The following is a 16,433-nucleotide window of genomic DNA, read 5'->3' as shown; positions in this document are numbered from 1 at the left end:
GCGCGGCGCAAGTTCAGGCCAGCGGCACGAAGCGCTCGACGTGGCGCTCGCCGACGATCCACGGTGCCAGCGCCGCCGCCAGGTGCGCCTCGGCGGTGTCGGCCTCGCGTTCGTCAGCAGCGCCGTGCACTTCCATCAGCGTCGCCAAGCCGTCGCGTGTCTCGGGCCGGCGCAACAGCTCGACGGCGAAGGGCAGCGCTGCGAAGGCGGCGCGCGCCGCCACCGCGCAAGCCTCGACGTCGCGTTCGGCGACGCGGTAGTAGACGTAGCGCCGCGCCGGCGCGGCCATCAGGCCTCGGCCGCCGGGATGGCGTAGGGCAGGGCGGCCGGGCGCAGCGCCGGGCCGTCGGCGGCGCCCAGGTGCAGCGCGACACCGTCGGCCAGCGCGGCGATCTTGGTTTCGGCCAGCACCGCCCAGGCGCCGGAGCCGTCGGGTGCCGGCGCCGCGGCGACGACCATGCCGGCCGGCTGTGCCGGATCGTCGGCGGCATAGACGTCCTGGCCAGGGGCGGCCGGGGCGTCGGCGTCGAACAGGAAGGCGCGGCGCTTGAGCGTGCCGCGGTACTGGCTGCGCGCGACGATCTCCTGGCCGGGGTAGCAGCCCTTCTGGAAGTTGACGCCGCCGACGAGTTCCAGGTTCACCATCTGCGGCACGAACTGCTCGACGGTGGCGGCGACGATGCGCGGCACCGCGCTCTGCACCTCCAGCCAGGCCCAGGCTTCGGGCGCCAGCGCCGGCAGCGCCGGCAGCACCGGCGGCTCGGCGCCGGCGAACAGCCAGCGCGGCACGCCCTGCACGTCGTCCAGGCGCAGCAGCTCGCTGGCTTCGTCGGGCGCGACGCGCCGCCAGGCCGCAGCCGGCGCCCCGGCACCGAGCGCGGCCGCCGCCGCGTCACCGGCCAGCCCCCACAGCGGCCATTCGGCGCTGGCGTCCTCGAGCTGGCACTGGGCGCGCAGCACGAACATCTTCAGGCGCTTGAGCACGGCCGGCAGCAGGTCGGCGCTGCAGGCCAGCAGGAACTCGGCCGGGCCGCGGCGCCAGACGACGAAACTGGCCAGCAGCCGGCCCTTGGCCGAGCAGTAACCGGCGAGGCGCACGGTGCCCGCATCCAGGCGCAGAACCTCCTGCGTCAACTGGCCTTGCAGAAAGGCGGCGGCATCGTTGCCGGAGGCCCGGATCACGCCCCAGTCGGTCAGACGAACGGCACCCTGGAGCTTTGACATGGCAGCGACGGTTGACTTCATGCGGCCCATTATCATCGCCGCCCATGTCTAGAAGGGGGTCCGGCTCGGGCCGGTGGCAGGCTGCGATCCTGTCCTTGTTGCTGCTGCCGCTGGTCGGCGTGGTCATCGCGCTGTGGTGGCTCGGCCGCCCGCTGGAGCTGGCCGCGCCGACGGTGGAAGTCTCGGTCGAAGCCGGCACGCCGCCGCGGCAGATCGCCGAGGCCTGGGTGCGCGCCGGTGTCGTCACGTCGCCGCGCCTGCTCTACGAGTGGTTCCGCTGGTCGGGCGAGGCGCGCCGCATCCGCGCCGGCAGTTATGCCGTCGAACCCGGCGCGACGCCGCGCACGCTGCTGGCCAAGATGGTCGAGGGTGACGAGCAGCTCGCCACCGTGCGCCTGATCGAAGGCTGGACCTGGCGCCAGTTCCGTGCCGAGCTCGCCAAGGCGCCGCGGCTGAAGCCGACCACCGCGCAGATGAGCGACGCCGAGCTGATGGCCGCGATCGGCGCGCCCGGCATCGCGCCCGAAGGCCGCTTCTTCCCCGACACCTACGCCTACAGCGTCGGCGTCAGCGACCTGCTGGTGTTGAAGCGCGCCTACGCCAAGATGCAGCAGGAACTGGACGCTGCCTGGGCCGAACGCGCCGCCGACCTGCCGCTGAAGACGCCCGAGCAGGCGCTGACGCTGGCCTCGATCGTCGAGAAGGAGACCGGCCGCGAGGCCGACCGTTCGCTGGTTGCCGGCGTGTTCACCAACCGGCTGCGTGTCGGCATGCCGCTGCAGACCGACCCGACCGTCATCTACGGCCTGGGCGAACGTTTCGACGGCAACCTGCGCCGCGTGCACCTGGAAACCGACGGCCCGTTCAACACCTACACCCGTCCCGGCCTGCCGCCGACGCCGATCGCGATGCCCGGGCGCGCCTCGCTGCGCGCCGCGGTGCAGCCGGCGGCGACCAAGGCGCTGTACTTCGTCGCCCGCGGCGACGGCAGCAGCCAGTTCAGCGAAACGCTGGACGCCCATAATCGCGCGGTGAACCAGTTCCAGCGCGGCCGCAAGTGACGGCGGGCCGCTTCCTCAGCTTCGAAGGCATCGACGGCGCCGGCAAGAGCTCGCACATCGAGTGGCTGGCCGGCTGGCTGCGCGAGCGTGGCCGCGAGGTGCTGGTGACGCGCGAGCCCGGCGGCACCGAACTCGCCGAACGCCTGCGCGAACTGGTGCTGCACCAGCCGATGGACGCGCTGACCGAGGCGCTGCTGGTCTTCGCCGCACGTCGCGACCACCTCGCCACGCGCATCGAGCCGGCGCTGGCTGCGGGTGCCGTCGTGCTTTGCGACCGTTTCACCGACGCGACCTTCGCCTACCAGGGCGCCGGCCGCGGCTTCGACCTCGGCGTGCTCGCCACGCTGGAAACCTGGGTCCAGCAGGGCCGCCAGCCCGACCTGACCGTGTGGTTCGACCTGCCGACGGCGGTCGCTGCCGCGCGCCGCGCCGCGGTGCGTGCACCCGACCGCTTCGAGAGCCAGGACGAGGCCTTCTTCGAGCGTGTGCGCTCGGGTTACGCCCGCCGCGCCGCGGCCGACCCGGGCCGCTTCGTGATCCTCGACGCCGCAGCCACGCCCGACGCGGTGCGGGCGCAGCTCGAAGCCGCCTTGGAGTCTCGCGGCCCGTGGTGAACCTGGTCGTCGACGAACACGGCGCGCCGCCGCTGCCCTGGCTGGCCGCGCCGCTGGCCGACACGCTGGCACGCCAGCGTGGCCACGCGCTGCTGCTGCACGGCGCGGCCGGTGTCGGCACGCTGCATTTCGCCGTCGCGCTGGCGCAGAGCTGGCTGTGCGAGGGCCACGACGGCCATCCGCGCCCGGCCTGCGGCCGCTGCCCGAGCTGCCATCTCGTGCAGAGCAAGCTGCACCCGGACCTGCTGGTGCTGATGCCTGCGACGGCCCGCCAGAGCCATGCCTGGCCGGCCCCGGGGGACAAGACCGAGGACGAAGGCAAGAAGAAACCCAGCCGCCAGATCCGCATCGACGAGATCCGCCACGCGATCGACTGGGTGGCGCGCACCACCTCGCGCGGCCGCGGCAAGGTCGTCGTGCTGCATCCGGCCGAGGCGATCAACCTGCAGGCCGCCAACGCGCTGCTGAAGACGCTGGAGGAGCCGCCGCCCGGCACCCGGCTGCTGCTCGGCGCCGGCGACCCGCAGCACCTGCTGCCCACCGTGCGCAGCCGCTGCCACCGCGTCGCGCTGGCCGCCCCGCCGACGGCGCAGGCGCTGGACTGGCTGGCCGGGCAGGGCGTCGCCGAACCCGAGGTGCTGCTGGCCGCGGCCGCCGGCCGGCCCCTGGATGCCCAGGCGCTGGCTGCCGACGGTGTCAGCGCCGCGGCCTGGCGCGCGCTGCCGGCGGCGCTGGCGCGCGGCCAGGCGCAGGCCGTTTCGGGCTGGCCGGTGCCGCGCATCGTCGACGCGCTGCAGAAGCTCTGCCACGACGCGGCGGCGATCGGCGCGGGCGCCGCGCCGCGTTACTTCCCGGCCGGCAGCGTGCCGCGTGCGCGCAGTCCGCAGGCGCTGCACGACTGGCATCAGGCGCTGCAGCGCGTCGCCCGCCACGACGAGCACCCCTGGCACGAGCCGCTGCTGGTCGACGCGCTGGTCGCCCAGGCGAGCGCCGCGCTTACACTGCGCTCATGACAGATCGCGTGCCGTCGAGACTTGGCGGGCTGGGCCCGGCCACGGCGCCAGCCGGCCTGCAGAGCCGCCCCAGCGTGATCCAGCTGGTGTTCCGCGAGAAGGGCGCGCTGTACGCGGCCTACATCCCCTTTCTCAGCGAAGGCGGGCTGTTCGTGCCGACCACGCGTGACTACCGGCTGGGCGACGACATCTACCTGCTGCTGTCGCTGCCCGAGGACCCGCAGCGTTACCCGGTCGCCGGCAAGGTCGCCTGGATCACCCCGGCCAACGCCTCCGGCGGCCGCACCCAGGGCGTCGGCGTGCGTTTCCCGGCCGACGAGAAGACCCGCGCGCTGCGGCTGAAGATCGAGGAAGTGCTCGGCACGTCGATCTCCTCGTCCAAGCCGACGCAGACGATCTGACCCCGTCGTGACACCCGGCCGGCGCGAGCACGGTCCTGCATTGCCCATGTTCGTCGACTCGCACTGCCACCTGACGTTTCCTGAATTGCACGGCCGCGTCGACGCCGTGCTGGCCGACATGGCCGCCGCCGGCGTGCACGCCGCGCTGACGATCTGCACCACGCTCGAGGAGTTCGAGGCCGTGCATGCGCTGGCGCTGGCCCACCGCGAGCTGTGGTGCAGCGTCGGCGTGCATCCCGACACCGAAGGCCAGGCCGAGCCCGACCTGTCGACGCTGGTGGCGCTGGCCCGCCGCGACCGTGTCGTCGCCATCGGCGAGACCGGGCTGGACTACTACCGGCTCAACGGCCGCAGCCTGGCCGACATGGCGTGGCAGCGCGAGCGTTTCCGCGTGCACATCCGCGCCGCGCGCGAGACCGGCCTGCCGCTGGTCGTGCACACGCGGTCGTCGGCCGAGGACACGCTGGCGATCCTGAAAGAGGAGGGCGCGGAGGCGGTCGGCGGCGTCTTCCACTGCTTCACCGAGACGCGCGAGGTCGCGCGTGCGGCGCTGGACCTGGGGTTCCACATCTCGTTCTCCGGCATCCTGACCTTCCGCAACGCCGAGGAGTTGCGCGCGGTGGCGCTGGAGGTGCCGCTCGATCGCTGCCTGATCGAGACCGACAGTCCCTACCTGGCCCCGGTGCCGCACCGCGGCAGGACCAACGAGCCGGCCTACGTCGCCCACGTCGCGGCCAGGCTCGCCGAGCTCAAGGGGCTGGACCCGGCCGAGGTGGGCGCCGCGACGACACGCAACTTCGAGCGGCTGTTCAGGGTCTCGACGGCCTCTGCGCAGGCTTGAGAAGACACTTCAGCTTCAGGCCACAAGTTGCTGTCCTGAAATGAGTTTTCTCGGAAGATCGGGATCTGTCCAGATGTTCAAGCGTTGGTTGAAGTTCATCCTACAGGCAGCTGTCGCACTGAGCGTTTTTCCCGCCGCAGCCGATTCCTACGTCGATTTCTTCCGCGCGGTCCAGATCGACAACGACAGCGCCGTGAGCCGGCTGCTCGAGCGCGGCTTCGACCCGAACTCGGTCAGCGAGCAGGGTGAGCTCGCTCTGGCGCTGGCGATCAAGGAGCGCGCCGATCGTGTCGCGCAGCGTCTGCTGCAGGACCCGCGCATCGACATCGACCGCGCCAGTGCCCGCGGCGAGACGGCGCTGATGATGGCGGCGATCCACGGCCGGCTGGACTGGGTCGAGCGCCTCGTCGCGCGGGGGGCCGCGATCGACCGCGAGGGCTGGACGCCGCTGCATTACGCGGCCAGCGGGCCCGACATGCGCATCGTCACCCGGCTGGTCGCGCTGGGCGCCCGCATCGACGCCCGATCACCCAACGGCAGCACGCCGCTGATGATGGCCGCCGGTTACGGCGACCAGCGCAACGCCCTGGCGCTGCTCGGCCTGGGCGCCGACCCGGCACTGCGCAACGCCCGCGGCCTCAGTGCCGCCGACTTCGCCCGCCAGACCGGCCACGACGCGCTGGCCGACCAGCTCGACGCCGCCGCCAAGGCCGGCGCGGCGCGGCGCTGACAGCACGCTTGTCGGAAAGCCGCCGACATCCGCCATGGCATCGGCCCGACTCGGCAGGCCGAGCCGCCGCCCGTACATTGAGATCAGCCGGAATCGCCGGCCAACGGGAGGTCCGCCATGGCCCGCATCACGTCTCGCAGCAATCCGTTCACGCTGATGATGAATCCCGAGGTCGTGCTCGCCGCGATCGAGCGTTCCGAACGACTGGGTCAGCTGAACCGCCGGATCTGCCGCCCGCTGGACCGTCCGGTGCTCCGCGCCGTCATCGGCTCGGAGGTGACTGCGGACGACGATGACGAGTCGGGCGAACCGGATCTGCAGTGACACGCCGTCGCGCGCGCGCCGAACGCTGGCGCGCCGAGACGACCGTGCCGATGGCGGCCACCGCCAGGACGATCAGCCCGCCGACGAAGACCTGCAGGCGGTGCTCGCGCAGATAGGCGACGGCGCGTCGCACGGCAGACGGCTCGGCGCTGCGCACCGGGCTGGGCGCGGGCGCAGCTGACGGTTCGCCACCGGCGCCGGCCGGGCCTCCGGTCCACTGGGTCGACGGCTCGGCCGCGGCCTCGGTGTGGCCGCCAGCGACGTCGTGCTCCTGCGGCTCCTGCATCACGGCGGCCGTGCCGCTGCGAGCGCTGTCCTGCGGTCTTGCGCGCGCCGGGTTGGTGCCGTCGCTGCCGGTCGCGGCTTGCGGCTGGCCGTTCTGCAGTTCCAGCAGCAGGCGGATGGTCTGCGACGCGCCGGGCACGACGTCGATGCCGCCGGCCGTGGCCGTCGAAGCCGACGGACCCGGCGCCGCAGGCGGGGTGTCCGGAACACCCGTGGCCGGTGCCGCGAGGCAGCACGAGGCGCCGAAAGCCAGCGACACGACGGCCGCACGGGGCGACCCAGGCACACGAATCATGGGATGGGGGCTTGCAAGATGGACCGCACGCGCTAGCAAAAGCCGAGCCCTCGAAGAAACGGCGTGTCGGCACAGGCACTTAGCGAGGGTGACGATGTTCTCAGGGAGAAGATGTAACGAAATCCGACAGCAGCGATGGGGCCAAAACAACGACAATGTATATCAGGCTGAGCGAGTTTCTCGGCCGAGTTTCTCGGAGAGTTGTCCACATACTCGCTGGCCAGGCCCCAATACTCCGGGTTGCGCCGCATCCATTCCGTGCAGCCGCCGTCGAACCCCGGCACGCCTTTGGTGTGGCCCAGGTGTTCGAGCTGGTAGGTGAAAATTTCGCCGACACTGGCCGCCAGCTCGCGGTTGCCCATGTCGCCGCTCGCTGCGTCGTCTGCGGCGTCCTCGGGGTGCTTGGCGGCCCACTGGTCGTAGTTGCGGCACGCCGCGTGGTAGGCGGTCAGGGCCAGTTGCACGACTTCATCGGTGCTGAGCCAGTGGTACGGGGTGGGGCAGGTGTTGGGCATGGAGCCTCCTTGCGCGTTGGCGGGGGTTGCGGAACCTGGCGCCCTAGGCGCCGGGGTCTGGGGGCTATCGAGCCCCCAGGTAAGGGGCCGTTTAGGCCCCGAAGCCGAGACAGGCGCGAAGCGCCGTCGGGCCAGCTCAAGCCCGAGGTCGGTGGAGCTGGCGCCGCTGCTGGCCGCGTGAGCCGACGTGGCCGCGCCGCCCACGGCGCCCGCGCGCACTGGATCGCTGGCGGCTGCGAGAACCAAGGGACCGGCCGAGGCGCGCGGAGCGTCGCCCGGCCCGGGACCGGGCCGAAGCGGACGACGCGAGACAGGCTGCGCGGCCGCGCACGGCGAAGCCGGCGCGTCGGCGGATCGGTTGGCCGGGGGTCGGTGGGCTTGTCCTAGTACCAACAACCGGGAAACGGCGTCAGAATGGTGGCACTCTGCTACCTTGGGGCCACCGCATGGCGATGACACTTCGACTGCCTGACGCGCTGCGAAACGAGGCGCAGGCGTACGCTGACACGCTCGGGATTTCGGTGAGTGCGCTCCTGGCGGTGGCGCTTCGCGACTACCTGAACAGTCGGCGCCAGGTCGCGGGGGCTGACTCGGCGCCTCGGCCGGAGCTTGTGAAGCCAGCGCCGGCAGAGCGGGCCAAGCCAGCGCCACGTCGACCGGAGGCCACGCCAGAGGCTCTCGCGTTGCTGCGTCGGGTGCCTCCCGGTGGTCCTCGGGCGAAGTGCCTATGCGGGAGCGGGGATCAGTGGCGCCACTGTCACGGAGCGCCGGCCGAGTCGATAGCTCCAGCCGAAGTGCCCTATTGAGGTCCTCGAGGTCGGCCACCTGGGCGCGTAGCTGCTGGCGTTCCTCGGCGAGAGCCCGGGCCAGTTGAACGGCGGTGATGGCGTCGTTCGTCGCCTGGGCGTCGATGGCGGAGCGGCCCCAGCGGGTCAGCCAGAACAGCGCCAGCACCGCCATGCGTGGCGCGTTGCCGCTGGCGTTCCAGCGGTAGACCGTGGACGTGCCGACGCCCAGCGCGCGCCCGACGCGCGCGGGCGGCGGCCGGCCGAGGTCGTCCAGCACGGTTTCCCAAAGTGGGAGCGCACGCGGGGCATGCTCGATGCTGAACAGTTGCAACGTCATGTCGCGTCAGGCTTTCTCATCCTGAGAACAGCGACAATGTATATTATGTCAAATAGGCGGTCGCACAGCAGCCTGGCGTCTTCAGCTTTCCGCACCGCCCACACGATGGCGGCACCTGCAAGCCGCAACGCCGCTCAGCGCGTCTCGGGAGGCTGCGCGCGATGGATGCGTCCGCGGCCGGCCAGCTTGGCGCGGTACATCGCCCGGTCGGCACGTTCGATGGCGGGCTCCAGGTCGGCAGGCCCCAGGCAGCGCGCGACGCCGGCGGAGAAGCCGATCCGCCAGTTCGTCGGCAGGCCGTCGACGATGATCTCGGCGCACACCGCCAGCACGCGCTCCAGGCAGGCACAGGCCTCGTCCTCGGAGGTGTCGGGCAGGATGAAGAGGAACTCCTCGCCTCCCCAGCGCGAGACGCAGTCCTCGGCGCGCAGTTCTCGCTGGGCGACGTCGGCGAAGGCCTGGAGCACGCGGTCGCCGGTCTGGTGGCCATGGCCGTCGTTGATCTGTTTGAAGCGGTCCAGGTCGACCAGCGCAACGACCAGCGGGCGTTCGTGTCGGGCCGCCTGCCCTGCCGCTCGCCGAAGCTCGTCCATCGCGGCGCGCCGGTTCAGTAGGCCGGTCAAGGTGTCGCGCGTGGCCAGCAGCCGGATGCGCTCCAGCGCCTGGCTCAGCTCGTTCTTCTGGCGCGTCAGCCGCGAGCGCAAGCGGCTCAGACGGTCGGACAGAACCTGCATCATCGTCATCGACGTGGCGAGGAAGGCCCAGCTCGCGGCCTCCACCAGTGCCGGATGCGACTGCGGCGACTCGGCCGCCAGGGCGGCCATCACGCCGCCCATCAGCACGATGCCGAAGTTGGCCAGCGCACGCGACGCACGCGACTCCAGCGCGAAGATGCCGAAACACAGGATCAGCGGCATCAGGCACAGCAGCGCTGACCGGTAGGGCCCGCACAAGGCGTAAGCGCTGGCGGTGCAGAGCATCGCGAACACCATCTGCGGCGCGCTCAGCGACGGCTCGACGCGGGCCCGCTCCCCCAGGCCGCTGCGCACCGCGGCGTAGAAGGCCACGCAGCCGACGAGCGTGACGGCGACGTACCACGCGACCGTCGCGCCCGGCAGCACACCCTGGCGCCACGCGAGCACGAGCAGCGCGTGGATCAGCAGCAGCGGCGGCATCGCCAGCAGCGACTGGGAGACGCGCGTGCGGCGGCCGTGGCTCGTGCCGAGCACGAGCGCACTCCAGGAGACTTGACGGCGCGCCATTCGCCTTGTTATCGGCTGTACGACCGATAGATGAAGCTGCGATGACGCAGCCGGGGCGACAGATGTCATGCAAGCCCGCGCCCCGGCGACGGGAGCCGCCGTGCGCGCAGCGTCTGCCACGCACGGCGAGCGGCTCAGAACAGAAGCCAGAAGCGCCGCAACCAGGCCGGAGCCGGCGGCGCGGGACGGTAGGTCTGGCGGTACTTCGCGGCGGTGTTCATGGCGGCGGCTCCGGTGAAGATACGTAACTGTATGGGCATACAGTATCGCTGCGCAAGCCCGGCGTGGCGGCGCCGCGTCGGACCCCGGGCGCCCTTGCCCGCCGCGACACCCGCGAAGCGGTGTCGCGTCGGGCCGGCCGGGCTCAGAGTTCGACCTTGCCGATGTTGTCCAGCAGGAAGGGCTGCACCCGCGCCGCGACCGCCGGCTGCACCGCGAGCAGGCGCTCGAACCCGATGTCGAAGTGCGCCTGCGCCGCGCGCAGCCTCGCGTGCTCCGACGCGAGCTTGAAGAACAGCACCTGGGTGATCTGGCGGCGCGCCTCGATCGCCAGGGCCGCCAGCCGCACGTTGACGGTCCCGGCCGCCTCGTCGGCGTCGACCGAGCCGAGCTGGAACTTGGCGCCGCCGACGTGCATGCTGCTGCGGTCGAAGATCGTGATCCACGGGCTGCCGGCGTCCATCTCCTTCAGGCCCTTGAGCACCGAGACGACGAGCGAGGTCGCGGCAACCGCGGCGCCGCCGAGCGCGGCGGTCAGCACCGGCAGGATCGCCTGGTGCACGCCGGCGTTGTCGTCGCCGACGGCGGTGTCGTGGAACTCCATCGACCGTGTCGTCCAGCCGACGTTCTGCAGCACCTCGACGTACTTCGTGTACCAGGCCATCACGTCGGGGTTGCCGTTGGAAGCCTTGTTGGCGGCCAGCTGCGCCAACAGCAGGCAGTCGGCCACCGCCGAGCGCTGCGCCGGCTTGACGACCGGCCGGAACTCGGCGAGCTGGGCGCCCACGGCCACCACCTCCTGGCCGCTGCCGAACTCCGGCACGCTGGCGCCGCTGCGCGTGACGCGGCGTTCGATCTCGGGCAGCGCGAGTGCGCGCACGTACTGGACGGGATCTCGTGACATGGGCCCTCCTCGGGGCCGGCACGCGGGGAGGCGCCGGCTCCGGCAGCCTACGCCGCGAACCCCGGCCTGCCCGCAGGCCAGCTAGGGATGCGGCGGCCGCCTTCAGTGCCCACCGCCGAGCTGGGCCCGCGCCAGCTGCCCCAGCGTGCGCAGCGCCGGCTCGATGCGCGCATCGGCCGGGTGGCCGTAGTTCAGCCGCAGACAGCGCGCGAAACGCCGGTCGGCCGAGAACAGCGGCCCCGGCGCCAGGCCGATGTCGTGCGCCGCGGCCTGGCGCTGCAGCAGCAGCGTGTCGACGCCTTCGGGCAGCTCGACCCAGAGGAAGTAGCCGCCCTCTGGCCGCGTGACGCGCGTGCCGGCCGGGAAGTGGCGCACCAGCGCGGCCAGCATGCGCGCCTGGCTGTCGGCCAGCGCCTGGCGAAGCTGGCGCAGGTGGCGGTCGTAGCCGCCGTGCTGCAGGTAGGCGGCCAGCGCCTCCTGCGAGGGCATCGCGGTGGTCAGCGTCGTCATCAGCTTCAGTCGCTGCACCGCCTGGGCGTAGCGCCCCGCCGCGGTCCATCCGACGCGGTAACCCGGCGCCAGGCACTTGGAGAACGAGCTGCAGTGCATCACCAGCCCGTCGCGGTCGAAAGCCTTGGCCGGCGGCGGGCGGCGGGCACCGAAGTGCAGCTCGCCGTAGACGTCGTCCTCGATCAGCGGCACGCCCTGGCGCGCCAGCAGCTCGACCAGCGCGCGTTTGTTCGCCTCGGGCATCAGGCTGCCCAGCGGGTTCTGGAAGCTGGGCATGAACCAGCAGGCCTTCACCGGGTGGCGCTGCAGCACCTCGGCCAGCGAGTCGACCTCGATGCCGTGGCGCGGGTGCGTGGCGACCTCGACGGCGCGCAACTGCAGCCGCTCCAGCGCCTGCAGCGCGGCGTAGAAGGTCGGCGACTCGACGGCGACCAGGTCGCCGGGCCGCGTGACGGCCTGCAGGCACAGGTTCAGCGCCTCCATCGCGCCGTCGGTGACGACCAACTCGCGTGCATCGACCGCGGTGCCGGCGACGACGTAACGCAGGCCGATCTGGCGGCGCAGCGCCTCGCTGCCGGTGGTCAGCTCCTCGACGATGCGGCCGGCGTCCAGGCGGCGCATCGCCGGCGTCAGCGTGCGCGCCAGCGCGTCCAGCGGGAACAGCGCCGGGCTCGGGAAGGCCGAGCCCAGCGGCACGACGTCGGGCCGGCGTGTCGAGCCGAGCACGTCGAAGACCAGTTCGCTGATCTCGACTTCGGTGGTGCGCGGGCTCGGCGAGGCCGTCGCCGGCTCGGCGGCGCGTGCGGCCACCGGCTCGGCGACGTAGTAGCCCGAACGCGGCCGGGCCTGGATCAGGCCACGCGCCTCGAGCCGGTAATAGGCCTCGAAGACCGTCGCCGGGCTGATGCGCCGGCTGGCGCTGGCCTGGCGCACCGAAGGCAGGCGCTCGCCCGGCCGCAGCGTGCCGCTGCGGATCAGTTCGGCGATTTCCTCGGCATAACGTTCGTAGCGCTTCACTGATCCGGTCCCGGTTGGCGAGCCACTGTAGCGCCGCTGGCAGCGGCCCGGTGCGATGCCCTCGGGCGGGCTATCTGATCCGGTTTTTTGTCTGGCTTCTGAGTCTTATCGGATCAGTTTCGACGCGGCACAGTGCGCTTGACTTCCCGCAAGACGCCATGAGCACACCCGCCCGCGTGATCCCCTTGAAGCCCGTGGCCGCCGACGGCCACACGCCGCTGCTGACGCCGCGGCTGAAGATCCACCCGCGTTCGACCTCCGGCCGCTACACACGCTGGCGCTGGGCGCTGGTCTGGTTGACGCAGGCGGTGTTCTACGGCCTGCCCTGGCTGCCGTGGAACGGCCGGCCGGCGGTGCTGTTCAGCCTGGAGACGCAGCGCTTCTACCTCTTCGACCTGGTGCTGGTGCCGCAGGACATGGTGTTCCTCAGCGGGCTGCTGGTGTTCTGCGCGCTGCTGCTGTTCTTCGTCACCGCGCTGGCCGGACGGCTGTGGTGCGGCTTCGCCTGCCCGCAGACGGTCTACACCGAGATGTTCATCTGGCTGGAGGCACGCTTCGAAGGCGACCGTGCGGCGCGCCAGCGCCTGGACGCGGCGCCCTGGGGTGCCACCAAGCTGGCGGGCCGCGGCGGCAAGCATCTGGCCTGGACGGCGCTGTCGCTGTGGACCGGCATCAGCTTCGTCGCCTGGTTCACGCCGATGCGCGAGCTGCTGCCGGCGCTGCTGGCCGGCACCGCCGGCTGGTACGCCTTCTGGGCCCTGGTCTACGGCGGCTTCACCTACCTGAACGCCGGGCTGCTGCGTGAGCAGGTCTGCCGCCACATGTGCCCGTACGCGCGTTTCCAGGGCTCGATGCTCGACCCCGACTCGCACGTCGTCGGCTACGACCGACAGCGCGGCGAACCGCGTGGCCACCGCGCCCGCGGCGAGAACGCCGCCGCACGCGGCCAGGGCGCCTGCGTCGACTGCACGCTGTGCGTGCAGGTCTGCCCGGCCGGCATCGACATCCGCGCCGGGCTGCAGAGCGAGTGCATCAGCTGCGGCGTCTGCGTCGACGCCTGCGACGCGGTGATGGACAAGCTGGGCGACGCGCGCGGGCTGATCCGTTTCGACAGCCAGCGCCGCTTCGACGGCCAGCCGGCGCCGGCGCGGCGCTGGCGCGTGCCGGTCTACGGCGCGCTGCTGCTGGGCGTCGGCAGCGCGCTGGCCGCCGGGCTGGTGATGCGCTCGCCGCTGCGCGTGGACCTGATGCGCGACCGCGGCGTGATGGCGCGCGAAGCCGAGCCGGGCTGGGTCGAGAACGTCTACCGCGTGCGCCTGACCAACGCCAGCGAACACGCCTGGCGGCTGCAGGCACGGGTGCAGGGCCTGGACGGTGCCGAGGTGCTGGGCGCCGGCGCGATCGAGCTGGCGCCGGCCGGCGAACACACGCTGCCGCTGAGCGTGCGTGCGCCGGTGCTGGCCGACGGCGAACGGGTGCGGGCGATCCGCCTGGTGTTCGAGCCGGCCGACGGCGCTGCGGGACCGCGGGTCGAGGAGGCCAGCACCTTTCTGATGCCGCGCTGAGCCGTCAGAGCGCCGGCATCGCCCGCGCCACGATCGCCGCCACGTCCACCCCACGCGGCAGCGTGCCGTACTGGCGCGCGCCGCCGCCGTCCAGGCGCGAGGCGCAGAAGGCGTCGGCCACGGCTGCCGGGGCGTGGCGCACCAGCAGCGAGGCCTGCAGCGCCAGCGCCATGCGGTCGACGAGGCCGCGTGCGCGGAACTCCAGGTCGGAGAGCTCGGCGAACTCGTCCTGCAGCGCCGCGACCCAGCGGTCGAGCCGGCGGTCGGCGCCACGCGCCGGCGCCAGCTCGGCGAAGAAGGCGTGCAGCGCCGCCGGCGCCTTCTCGGCGGCGCGCAGCATGTCCAGGCACTGCACGTTGCCGCTGCCTTCCCAGATCGCGTTGACCGGCGCCTCGCGGTACAGGCGCGGGAACGGGCTGTCCTCCATGACCCCGCTGCCGCCGATGCACTCCATCGCTTCGGCGGCGTGAGCGGCCGTGCGCTTGCAGACCCAGTACTTGCCGATCGCCGTGCCCAGGCGCAGCAGCGCCTGCTCGTGGGCGTCGCCGGGCGTGTCCATCGCACGCGCCAGGCGCATCGTCAGCGCCAGCGAGGCTTCGCTCTCCAGCGCCAGGTCGGCGAGCACGTTTTGCATCAGCGGCTGCTCGGCGAGGCGGCGACCGAAGGCCGAACGCAGCGTGGCGTGATGCAGCGCCAGCGCCGCCGCGGCACGCTGGCCGGCGCTGGAGCCGACCATGCAGTCGAAACGCGTGCAGGCGACCATCTCGATGATCGTGCGCACACCGCGGCCTTCGTCGCCGACGCGCCAGGCGAGCGCGCCGCGCAGCTCGGTCTCGCTGCTGGCGTTGGAGACGTTGCCCATCTTGCGTTTCAGCCGCAGCAGTTGCAGCGCGTTCTTCGTGCCGTCGGGCCGCCAGCGCGGCAGCAGGAAACAGCTCAGCCCGCCCGGCGCCTGGGCCAGCACCAGGAAGGCGTCGCACATCGGCGCCGAGACGAAGTACTTGTGGCCGACGAGTTCGTAGACGCCGCCGGCACCGGCCGGCCGCGCCTGCGTCGTGTTGGCGCGCACGTCCGAGCCGCCCTGCTTCTCGGTCATCGCCATGCCGATCGTGACGCCGGCCTTCTGCGCGTCGGGCACGTTGCGCGGGTCGTAGACGCGGGCGGTGATGCGCGGCAGCCAGGCCTCGGCCAGCGCCGGCGTCGTGCGCAGCGTCGGCACCGAGGCGAAGGTCATCGTCACCGGGCAGCCGTGGCCGGCCTCGACCTGGCTCTGCAGGTAGAACTTGGCGGCACGCGCGACGTGGGCGCCCGGGCGCGGCGCGGTGTGCGGCGCCGAATGCAGCCCGTGTTCGATCGCCGTGCGCATCAGCGTGTGGTACGCGGGGTGGAAACGCACGAGGTCGACGCGGCGGCCGAAACGGTCGTGCGTGTCGAGCTCGGGCGGGTGGCGGTTGGCCTCGGTGCCCAGTTCGCGGTAGGCGGCAGCGCCGGTCAGACGGCCGAAGGCGCTGAGCTCGTCGTCGGCCCAGGCCGCGCCTTCGCGCACGACGGCTTCGACCAGCGCGGCGTCGGCGCGGTAGGCGTCGTGGTCGGGCAGCTCGGCGCCGACGTTGAAGACCTCGTGGGTCTCGGCCAGCACGCTGTCGTTCGGGTTCATCGGTGGATCTCCTCGGTTTCGGCGGCACGGGCAGCGCGTGATCGGGCCAGAAAGCCGTGCCAGATCGCCTGGCCGGCGGCATCGAAACGTTCGACGGTGCGCAGGTAGCGTGCGCGGGCCTCGGCGTCGACCAGCGGCGCCGGCAGCAACGGGTCGAAGACCAGGCGGCGGATGGCCTCGCCACCGAGTTCGAAGGACTCGCGTGCCGCCTGCTCGGGCGCCAGGCCGGGCGCGGCGTCCAGCCAGGCGGCGAGCCGCGCCGTGCCTTCGCGGTAGCCGGCGTCCAGCGCCGCGCCGTCCCAGAGCGACGCAGCACGCGTGGCGTCGGCGGCCGACAGCCCGCCGAGCACGAACACCGTGCCGACGGCGGCACCGTCGGGCAGCAGCGCGGCCAGGCGCTCGCGCAGCGCCTCGACGCCGCCGGCCAGGTTGTCGGGCCGCAGGTGCAGGCCACGTTCGAACTCGGCCAGGCCGAGCAGGCCGAAAGCCCGCTCGCGAGCGCGCAGCGCCGGACGGTCGCTGCGGCCGGCGGCACCGACGTGCACCGCCAGCCAGTCGCCGCGCCACGCGACCAGGCGTTCGGGCAGGCGTTTCCAGGCCAGCACCGCGTCGGCCAGCGGCCTTGCCGCGGGGCCGAGCGCGTAGCGCCCGCGTGCCGGCGCCACCAGCAGGCCGGCCGCGGCGGCGCGGGTCAGCGCGACACGCACGGTGTTCTCCGGCAGACCGAACAGCGCCGCCGCAGCCAGCAGTTCGGGCACCGCCAGCGCCGTGTCGCCGCTGCGTTCGGCACCGAGCAGCAGGCTGAGGATCAGCGATCGGGGGTCGGCGGCCATGCCAAGACATTACGTACGTCGACAGGAACTGCCTATCG

At 72.5% G+C, this 16,433-nt stretch carries 17 protein-coding genes; 8 read left to right on the top strand and 9 right to left on the bottom strand.

Annotated elements, in window-relative coordinates:
• Window positions 1-13: 13 nt before the first annotated feature.
• Complete coding sequence (locus RBXJA2T_RS08450) at window positions 14-289, bottom strand: DUF4936 family protein (RefSeq protein WP_009856925.1); 276 nt, start codon at window positions 287-289, stop codon at window positions 14-16.
• Window positions 289-1,224, bottom strand: coding sequence for a CAF17-like 4Fe-4S cluster assembly/insertion protein YgfZ (gene ygfZ / locus RBXJA2T_RS08445; RefSeq protein ID WP_037289768.1), 936 nt, complete (start codon window positions 1,222-1,224; stop codon window positions 289-291). Before ygfZ ends, RBXJA2T_RS08450 begins: the two co-directional genes overlap by 1 nt.
• Before the next feature lie 44 nt (window positions 1,225-1,268).
• On the opposite strand from ygfZ, the gene mltG reads away from it, so the two are divergent.
• The 7 genes from mltG (at window position 1,269) to RBXJA2T_RS19770 (ending at window position 6,208) form a co-directional block, all read left to right on the top strand.
• Window positions 1,269-2,285 carry an endolytic transglycosylase MltG gene (mltG, locus tag RBXJA2T_RS08440; RefSeq protein ID WP_310731945.1) on the top strand — a complete coding sequence of 339 codons (1,017 nt, stop codon included), beginning with the start codon at window positions 1,269-1,271 and terminating at the stop codon, window positions 2,283-2,285.
• Window positions 2,282-2,899, top strand: a complete 618-nt coding sequence (tmk, locus tag RBXJA2T_RS08435; RefSeq protein WP_009856922.1) for a dTMP kinase — start codon at window positions 2,282-2,284, stop codon at window positions 2,897-2,899. The genes mltG and tmk overlap by 4 nt, the downstream gene beginning before the upstream one ends.
• Window positions 2,896-3,912: a DNA polymerase III delta subunit-related protein gene (locus RBXJA2T_RS08430; protein WP_237704867.1), complete on the top strand. Its 1,017-nt coding sequence runs from the start codon at window positions 2,896-2,898 to the stop codon at window positions 3,910-3,912. The genes tmk and RBXJA2T_RS08430 overlap by 4 nt, the downstream gene beginning before the upstream one ends.
• Window positions 3,909-4,313, top strand: a complete 405-nt coding sequence (locus RBXJA2T_RS08425; RefSeq protein WP_050801748.1) for a PilZ domain-containing protein — start codon at window positions 3,909-3,911, stop codon at window positions 4,311-4,313. The genes RBXJA2T_RS08430 and RBXJA2T_RS08425 overlap by 4 nt, the downstream gene beginning before the upstream one ends.
• 46 nt (window positions 4,314-4,359) lie before the next feature.
• On the top strand, window positions 4,360-5,154 hold the full coding sequence (locus RBXJA2T_RS08420) for a TatD family hydrolase (protein WP_009856919.1): 795 nt from the start codon (window positions 4,360-4,362) through the stop codon (window positions 5,152-5,154).
• A 40-nt stretch (window positions 5,155-5,194) separates the two neighbouring features.
• Complete coding sequence (locus RBXJA2T_RS08415; RefSeq protein ID WP_375136163.1) at window positions 5,195-5,884, top strand: ankyrin repeat domain-containing protein; 690 nt, start codon at window positions 5,195-5,197, stop codon at window positions 5,882-5,884.
• A 117-nt stretch (window positions 5,885-6,001) separates the two neighbouring features.
• Window positions 6,002-6,208, top strand: a complete 207-nt coding sequence (locus tag RBXJA2T_RS19770; protein WP_081467607.1) for a hypothetical protein — start codon at window positions 6,002-6,004, stop codon at window positions 6,206-6,208.
• Here RBXJA2T_RS19770 and RBXJA2T_RS08410 read toward each other — a convergent pair.
• The 5 genes from RBXJA2T_RS08410 to RBXJA2T_RS08390 form a co-directional block, all read right to left on the bottom strand.
• Window positions 6,147-6,779, bottom strand: a complete 633-nt coding sequence (locus tag RBXJA2T_RS08410) for a hypothetical protein (protein WP_009856916.1) — start codon at window positions 6,777-6,779, stop codon at window positions 6,147-6,149. The genes RBXJA2T_RS19770 and RBXJA2T_RS08410 overlap by 62 nt on opposite strands.
• A 41-nt stretch (window positions 6,780-6,820) precedes the next feature.
• A complete protein-coding gene (locus tag RBXJA2T_RS08405) occupies window positions 6,821-7,303 on the bottom strand; it encodes a hypothetical protein (RefSeq protein WP_009856915.1) in 483 nt (160 codons plus the stop codon).
• A 1,259-nt stretch (window positions 7,304-8,562) separates the two neighbouring features.
• Window positions 8,563-9,690, bottom strand: a complete 1,128-nt coding sequence (locus RBXJA2T_RS08400; protein ID WP_029718371.1) for a GGDEF domain-containing protein — start codon at window positions 9,688-9,690, stop codon at window positions 8,563-8,565.
• 364 nt (window positions 9,691-10,054) lie between these two features.
• On the bottom strand, window positions 10,055-10,813 hold the full coding sequence (locus RBXJA2T_RS08395) for a hypothetical protein (RefSeq protein WP_029718372.1): 759 nt from the start codon (window positions 10,811-10,813) through the stop codon (window positions 10,055-10,057).
• A 102-nt stretch (window positions 10,814-10,915) separates the two neighbouring features.
• Window positions 10,916-12,340 (bottom strand): aminotransferase-like domain-containing protein, encoded by a 1,425-nt coding sequence (locus RBXJA2T_RS08390; protein WP_009856911.1) that lies wholly within the window; start codon window positions 12,338-12,340, stop codon window positions 10,916-10,918.
• A gap of 158 nt (window positions 12,341-12,498) precedes the next feature.
• Here RBXJA2T_RS08390 and ccoG point away from each other — a divergent pair, with 158 nt between their 5' ends.
• A complete protein-coding gene (ccoG, locus tag RBXJA2T_RS08385; RefSeq protein WP_029718373.1) occupies window positions 12,499-13,905 on the top strand; it encodes a cytochrome c oxidase accessory protein CcoG in 1,407 nt (468 codons plus the stop codon).
• Window positions 13,906-13,909: 4 nt separating this feature from the next.
• Here ccoG and RBXJA2T_RS08380 read toward each other — a convergent pair whose 3' ends face one another.
• A complete protein-coding gene (locus tag RBXJA2T_RS08380) occupies window positions 13,910-15,562 on the bottom strand; it encodes an isovaleryl-CoA dehydrogenase (RefSeq protein ID WP_009856909.1) in 1,653 nt (550 codons plus the stop codon).
• Complete coding sequence (locus tag RBXJA2T_RS08375) at window positions 15,559-16,395, bottom strand: PaaX family transcriptional regulator C-terminal domain-containing protein (protein WP_009856908.1); 837 nt, start codon at window positions 16,393-16,395, stop codon at window positions 15,559-15,561. Before RBXJA2T_RS08375 ends, RBXJA2T_RS08380 begins: the two co-directional genes overlap by 4 nt.
• Between the last annotated feature and the right edge of the window lie 38 nt (window positions 16,396-16,433).

It is taken from the genome of Rubrivivax benzoatilyticus JA2 = ATCC BAA-35 (assembly GCF_000190375.1).
Lineage (GTDB): Bacteria > Pseudomonadota > Gammaproteobacteria > Burkholderiales > Burkholderiaceae_C > Rubrivivax > Rubrivivax benzoatilyticus.
Note: the sequence above shows the minus strand (reverse complement) of the source record. Positions and strands in the feature narration are given on the sequence as shown.

Excerpts from the sequence above, each read along its gene's own strand:
- RBXJA2T_RS08450 (WP_009856925.1), bottom strand. The coding sequence starts at position 289 with ATGGCCGCGCCGGCGCGGCGCTACGTCTACTACCGCGTCGCCGAACGC.
- ygfZ (WP_037289768.1), bottom strand. The coding sequence starts at position 1,224 with ATGTCAAAGCTCCAGGGTGCCGTTCGTCTGACCGACTGGGGCGTGATC.
- mltG (WP_310731945.1), top strand. The coding sequence starts at position 1,269 with ATGTCTAGAAGGGGGTCCGGCTCGGGCCGGTGGCAGGCTGCGATCCTG.
- RBXJA2T_RS08425 (WP_050801748.1), top strand. The coding sequence starts at position 3,909 with ATGACAGATCGCGTGCCGTCGAGACTTGGCGGGCTGGGCCCGGCCACG.
- RBXJA2T_RS08420 (WP_009856919.1), top strand. The coding sequence starts at position 4,360 with ATGTTCGTCGACTCGCACTGCCACCTGACGTTTCCTGAATTGCACGGC.
- RBXJA2T_RS08415 (WP_375136163.1), top strand. The coding sequence starts at position 5,195 with ATGAGTTTTCTCGGAAGATCGGGATCTGTCCAGATGTTCAAGCGTTGG.
- RBXJA2T_RS19770 (WP_081467607.1), top strand. The coding sequence starts at position 6,002 with ATGGCCCGCATCACGTCTCGCAGCAATCCGTTCACGCTGATGATGAAT.
- RBXJA2T_RS08405 (WP_009856915.1), bottom strand. The coding sequence starts at position 7,303 with ATGCCCAACACCTGCCCCACCCCGTACCACTGGCTCAGCACCGATGAA.
- RBXJA2T_RS08400 (WP_029718371.1), bottom strand. The coding sequence starts at position 9,690 with ATGGCGCGCCGTCAAGTCTCCTGGAGTGCGCTCGTGCTCGGCACGAGC.
- RBXJA2T_RS08395 (WP_029718372.1), bottom strand. The coding sequence starts at position 10,813 with ATGTCACGAGATCCCGTCCAGTACGTGCGCGCACTCGCGCTGCCCGAG.
- ccoG (WP_029718373.1), top strand. The coding sequence starts at position 12,499 with ATGAGCACACCCGCCCGCGTGATCCCCTTGAAGCCCGTGGCCGCCGAC.
- RBXJA2T_RS08380 (WP_009856909.1), bottom strand. The coding sequence starts at position 15,562 with ATGAACCCGAACGACAGCGTGCTGGCCGAGACCCACGAGGTCTTCAAC.
- RBXJA2T_RS08375 (WP_009856908.1), bottom strand. The coding sequence starts at position 16,395 with ATGGCCGCCGACCCCCGATCGCTGATCCTCAGCCTGCTGCTCGGTGCC.